The 5,897-nt window shown below is 55.1% G+C and carries 5 protein-coding genes; 3 read left to right on the plus strand and 2 right to left on the minus strand.

Annotated features, from left to right (window positions below):
- Positions 1-103: 103 nt before the first annotated feature.
- The gene (locus tag QMM04_RS20280) at positions 104-1,510 is read left to right on the plus strand and encodes a TrkH family potassium uptake protein (RefSeq protein WP_282996874.1); all 1,407 of its coding nucleotides are present in this window, start codon (positions 104-106) and stop codon (positions 1,508-1,510) included.
- A gap of 61 nt (positions 1,511-1,571) precedes the next feature.
- Here the strand turns inward: QMM04_RS20280 and QMM04_RS20285 are convergent, their stop codons facing one another.
- Together QMM04_RS20285 and QMM04_RS20290 are read right to left on the minus strand one after the other, a co-directional pair.
- On the minus strand, positions 1,572-2,846 hold the full coding sequence (locus QMM04_RS20285; RefSeq protein WP_282996872.1) for a DUF2254 domain-containing protein: 1,275 nt from the start codon (positions 2,844-2,846) through the stop codon (positions 1,572-1,574).
- Between the two features lie 247 nt (positions 2,847-3,093).
- A complete protein-coding gene (locus tag QMM04_RS20290) occupies positions 3,094-3,501 on the minus strand; it encodes an HAD family hydrolase (RefSeq protein ID WP_282996875.1) in 408 nt (135 codons plus the stop codon).
- Positions 3,502-3,595: 94 nt separating this feature from the next.
- Between QMM04_RS20290 and QMM04_RS20295 the strand changes: the two genes are divergently transcribed.
- Positions 3,596-4,147 (plus strand): GNAT family N-acetyltransferase, encoded by a 552-nt coding sequence (locus QMM04_RS20295; RefSeq protein ID WP_282996873.1) that lies wholly within the window; start codon positions 3,596-3,598, stop codon positions 4,145-4,147.
- Between the two features lie 118 nt (positions 4,148-4,265).
- On the plus strand, positions 4,266-5,690 hold the full coding sequence (locus QMM04_RS20300) for a trehalose-6-phosphate synthase (RefSeq protein WP_282996876.1): 1,425 nt from the start codon (positions 4,266-4,268) through the stop codon (positions 5,688-5,690).
- Positions 5,691-5,897 lie beyond the last annotated feature (207 nt).

Consider the following 5,897-nt stretch of genomic DNA (forward strand, 5'->3'; position numbering starts at 1 on the left):
CAGCGGCACATTACAGTTATGAGCGGAGTATCAAGTGAACCCCACCCGATTTTCTGATGCCTCAAGAGTGGGCGTGATTCTGCATCTCAGCGGATTTCTGGTGATGCTTTACAGCCTGTCAATGCTGATACCGATGATGATCGAGATCTTCACCCATGACACCGGTTACGTCGATTTTCTTTATACTTTCGGGCTGTGCTTCAGCGGCGGCGGCACCGTTTATCTGTTGACTCGGCAGGCGAGCGTTCAGCTTCGTACCCGGGATGGCTTCATCATCATCGTTCTGTTCTGGCTGCTTTTTTCACTTATCAGTGCAATGCCGTTCTGGTTGAACGATTCGCTGGGATTTCGCTTTGCAGACGCGCTATTCGAGGGCGTATCCGGCATCACCACCACCGGCGCAACGGTGGTGGGGGATGTCAGTCAGCTGCCTGCCGCTTACCTCTACTATCGTGCGCAGCTGAATTTCATTGGCGGGCTGGGCGTCATCGTGCTGGCCGTGGCCGTTCTGCCACTGCTGGGCGTCGGGGGAATGAAACTCTACCAGTCAGAAATGCCGGGGCCGTTTAAAGAAGAGCGACTGACGCCCCGGCTGGCAGATACCGCCAAGAGCCTCTGGCTGACCTACTGTGTGCTGGGCAGTATCTGCTCGCTAGCTTACTGGCTGACCGGAATGCCTTTTTTTGACGCGGTCTGCCACGGCCTTTCTACGGTTTCTCTTGGTGGATTTTCAACGCACAGTGAAAGTCTTGGGTTTTATCAGAGCCATGCGGCGGAGCTGGTTGCCGGCACGTTTTCACTACTCTCCGGATTCAACTTTACGCTGTGGTACATGGCCGTTATCCGCAGGACGTTTGCACCATTCAGACGGAACGCTGAACTGAAATTTTTCCTGCTTATTGCAGCAGGTGTGATCCTTGTAACTGCATGGCAGGTATGGCACGCGGGCATGTACGGTTTCGGAGACAGTCTGGTTCACGCATACTTCCTTGCCAGCTCAATGATCACAGACAATGGCCTTGCGACGGCAGATTATGCGGACTGGCCATCCCATACTATTGTGTTTTTACTGTTGGCCAGCTTTTTAGGCGGCTGTGTAGGATCAACCTGCGGCGGGATCAAGGCGCTGCGTTTTCTGGTGTTGTTCCGCCAGAGCCGGCAAGAAATTCATCAGCTCGCGCATCCCCGGGCGCTGATTAGCGTGCGGGTAGGGGGCAATGTTGTCAGTGACAGAGTGCTCCGGTCTGTCTGGAGCTTTTTCTTTCTCTATATCACGCTGACCGTACTGTTTATCGGGATCCTGAATATGATGGGGTACGATCTGCTGACTTCCTTTGCGACGGTCGCTGCCTGTATTAACAACATGGGACTGGGCGCGGGGGAAACAGCATCCACTTTTGGCACGCTCAATGCGGCGGCCAAATACCTGATGTGTGTTGCCATGATTATGGGCCGGCTTGAAATCTACCCGGTTCTGATACTTCTTTCCCGCTTTTTCTGGCGTACCTGACTCTCATTCAGCGTGTTGCCTGTCTCTGGCAGGCAACACGCTGAGGCTGACTATCTCTCTTCTACATGTTATCCCGGGAAGGGTGTGTATCCGGCACATTCAGCCTGACGAACAGGGTCGTCAGCATGGCAATATCGTCCTCTGAGGACATCACCTTCTTTGCACGCCGGAGTGCGCCAGCGCTGTGGCGGTATGCTTCTTCTGCATAAATTTCAGGTCGTAATCTGGAGAGTGCTGCCAGTGCTTTATGCAACCGAATCTGCACCTCAAGCATGCCGGCACCGTCCCTGGCAATGGCGGTAAACACATCATCGAAGAGATCGCGCATCATCAGCGGACGCATGTGCAGCCGGGGATAAAGAGGTTTATCCGTTTCAGTTTTATTGTCTGCGCTGAGGATCCTTACGGCCCGTCCGATAATATCGATGGCCGTTCCCGGAGCGTTGACGGCAGGCGAAAGGGCGCGAGAGGCAATTTCCGATAACACACACAGCCCAAAACGTGGGTCCTGCTCAAAAGAACGCTGTTCACCGACGGTAAACGACGCGCGGAATTCGCTGGCCGTCTCCTCATCCGGTGCGATGCCCGTCCTTAGCAGAGTAGTGGTGCCATGCAAAAACGCGCCGGGCTGCACCTCCAGAAAGATGTCTATGCTTTTCTCCTCTGCCAGCGTGGCAAGGCGCTGCATGTCAATATGCTGAAGGTAGCCTACGCCGGAACTGGTAAGCACATACCCGGCATCGAAGGATTGCTCATCAGCGGGCCAGGGCGCGCACCCCATGAGCGGCGTGCTGAGACGCTCTTTCAGCGCCCGGACGGTGGCCAGCTCAACGCGCTGGCAGGTATCATCCATACGGCCAAACAGCGCCAGGTGCTGAATCCAGCGCAGCAGCGTAAGCACAATCATGACTATCACGGCGAGGGTAACAAAAAACAGAATCACCCGTCCGTGAGCGCCAAAGGCACCCATGCTGAGGGCAATGATACCCACCAGGCTGTAGAGGAAAGAGCCGATGAAAGTGGCAAGCACGTTCTGCGTCGTACGGTCCTCAAGCAACAGTCGCGTGGCGCGGGGGGTAACGCTACTGCTGGCGGTGTTATAGGCAGACACCACAATGTTGAGTGAAAAGGTGGTGACCGCCAGCATGCTTGAAGCCAGGATGGTCAGAATTTTATCGACGGAATCTGCGCCAGTCAGACCCGAAGCCGAAGCGGGTAATACGGGTTTCAGCGCGATGGCCAGCAGCGCGGTCAGGACCGCCAGCACTGCAAATAATGCGCTCCGAAACCACAGCTTCCGCGTGATCTGACCTAGAATCCATTGTGTTTTTGTCATTGTCATTTCCTCAGTTTCCGTAACTGAAGCATATCCGATCGAGCGCTTTAATCCAGCTACCCGACTGATTCAGAAAAGAATTCAACATATGGGGGACAGTGCCCGGCACAAGTCCGGGCAGTGGGTGAGGTGTTCACGGCTGAAGCGCAGCAGTCGCAGACTGTTGAGTATGACCAGCAGCGCCGCGCCGGTATCACTCAGAACCGCCACCCACAGCGTCAGCCGGGGAATATCAGCGACAGCGCAACTAGCTTAACGGCGAGAGAAAGATAATGTTCTGACGGATAATGGCGGCCGTCAGCTTACTAAGCGCAAATGCATGGGGAAGTTGCTTAATTCGATCGGACATCAGCACCACGTCGGCCGTTTCAATTGCCGAATCCGTTCCGGCGCAGCCCATGGCAATGCGCACGCCTGTATGCTGCCACTCCTCAATCACACTGACCTTATCTTCTGGCAGCAGTTCAGCTCGCCACGCCTCAACGCCTGCCTGAGCGGCAATAGTGCGCGCGGTGCCTTCGTTATCGCCCGTCAGCATTAGCGTGTGCGTCATTCCGTCCGCGCGCAGCTTGTTCAGCACTTCCAGCGCGGCAGGATGGGTGGGAGTGACGGGGGCCTGAACAAGAAAAGCATGATGTTTTTTCGGGTTTTTTATGCTCTCAAAGAACTATTTTACGCAAATTTTATATGCAAGGCGCTTAAATCATCTGCACCGGGCGCGCATGCGCTCACACATAAGGTATCGGTTGATGAAAAGCGTTAATCCGGCATTTAACGGACTCCACGGCAGCTTCTCGGCTCTGGCCGACCTGACCGGACAGCAGCGTCTTCGCCTGCTGTCGCCACGCAAATGGTTCAGGGATGCTCTTGAAATTAACACCGACCCGTCACTGCTTGATCACCGGCTGATATTCGGGTGGCTGGAAGTGAAGTCCCCGGACACCCGTCATCTTGCGCTGGCGCTCAGCGGCAGCCTTTGCTTTGGTCTTTACCGAAACGAACGCCAGATCGGCTTTGCCCGCATCGTGACGGACATGGCTGAGATCGCAGTGATACGTGACCTCTATATCTCTCCGGAATATCGCTTTATCGGGCTGGGTTCATGGCTGCTGAGCTGCTGCGTTTCACATCCCGCCGCGCGGGGATGCAGCACGATCCTCTGCCTGAGTGAGACTTCGCAGGAATTCCTTGAAAAATGCGGGTTCACAGGCCATCCGGCGCTCCCGGGAATTTACGGGTTAAAAGCCGGACACCCCGGCTACGCCGAAGCCGGTCTTTCAGACCATTTACTCAGACATTAAACGGGAAGGTCAGGCGGTCATGAGCGGCATTCTGCAGTATCTCCTCCGTCCGGCATTTCCGGGTACGTTGCTACAGCAATGCACGCCGGAAGGTCAGCAGTCTCATAAGGAAAACAATATGTCAGGTCTTATCCTGGTGTCACACAATCAGTCTCAGCGCTCCACCCTTACAGCCGTTTATGAGAGCATTCTCTCCCGCCGGGGGGGACTCTGGGTCAGCTGGAACGGCAAAACCGAAGTTCAGGCACCCGACAGCTCACGGCCACTGCTTTTCCGGCAGAATGGCGGGTATGACACGGTTTCCTTTGCCCTCAGCAGCGGCGAAGTGCAGGAAGGCTATCGTGATTACGTACAAAGAGGCCTTTGGGCGGTATTTCATCAGCGTCCCGACCTGGCCAGGTTTTCATCTCAGGGGCGGGCAGAGTACCAGAAGCTTAATGAAGCCTATGCGCGTGCCATCAGCGAATATGCCATGCCGGATGACATCATCTGGATACAGGACTACCATCTGATGGCCTGCGCACGATACCTACGTGATGCCGGGCTGACCCATCCGATCGGTTTTTTTCTGCACCAGCCTTTTCCGTCGGGCAAAGTTTTCGAAGCCGTACCCGACTGGCGATGGCTCGCTGATTCCCTGCTTTGCTGTGACCAGTTGGGTTTCCAAACGGTTCAGGACATGAATAACTTCATCGTCTGGCTGGAGAGCGAATACCGCACCGAGCGACTGGCAGCCGGCTCATTTCGTATTCAGGGACGCATTGTCAGTATGGGCGTTTTCCCCGTCGGCATAGATTTTGACGACGCGCAATGCCTGCGCGACAGCAACAGCTGCGGATACATGGAGCAACAGTGCCGGGAGGAGCTGGGAGAAAATACGGTCCTGAGCGGGGGGCACCTTGATGACAGCGCCGGGCTTCCCTATCGAATCAGTGCCATTGAAGTGCTCCTGCGCAAACATGATCAGTACCTGAATAATATTCACCTGCTGCAGCTTGCGTGCCCGGCAGCAGGTCACGCTCATTGCGCGCAAGGTATCAGCCACAGCCTTGAAAGCCTTTGCGGTGAATTAAACGGCGTTCACGGCATGATGAACTGGTATCCGGTGAACTGTCTGACCCGGGCTTACAGTCGTGAGGAGCAGGCCGGCATCTACCGGGCATCGCGCGTGGCGCTGGTCACTCCGCTGTTATCGGGCATGAGCCTGATGGCCAAGATGTACGTTGCGCTGCAGGACAGCAATAACCCGGGAGTACTCATCCTGTCACACTTTGCCGGCGCTGCTGAGCAGATGGACGGCGCAATAATTGTCAATCCTTACGATCCTGACGCAATCGCGGATGCCATTCACACTGCGCTTTCTCTTGATCTGAGAACGCGGCGCAGCCTGCACGCGCGCATGATGCAAGCGATGCACCTCAACACCTGCCACGACTGGGCTGAACGGTTTCTGGCCTGCCTCGACCACGCGCCTTCAATGATTGATGAAAAACATCAGCCGATTGCGCAGTCCTTACTGACCAGTCACAGAACACGTTATTAATGCAGTAAAATAAGTGTCTTATGACTCAGGTAAAAGCAATGTGCGCATCTCCTCTGTGTACTCACTTGATGAGATGCGCATCAGAATAGGAAGCTGGATGATACATGTGGAACTCAAGCTGTCAGGGTCAGTACATATAAAAAATATCGCCGTCAACTCTCAGCATGAGATAGCGCAGCGCAGTCTGGAGTGCGCAATCCGATACCT

The sequence above is a fragment of the Pantoea sp. Pa-EAmG genome (genome assembly GCF_030024295.1).
Classification (GTDB): Bacteria; Pseudomonadota; Gammaproteobacteria; order Enterobacterales; family Enterobacteriaceae; genus Pantoea; species Pantoea dispersa.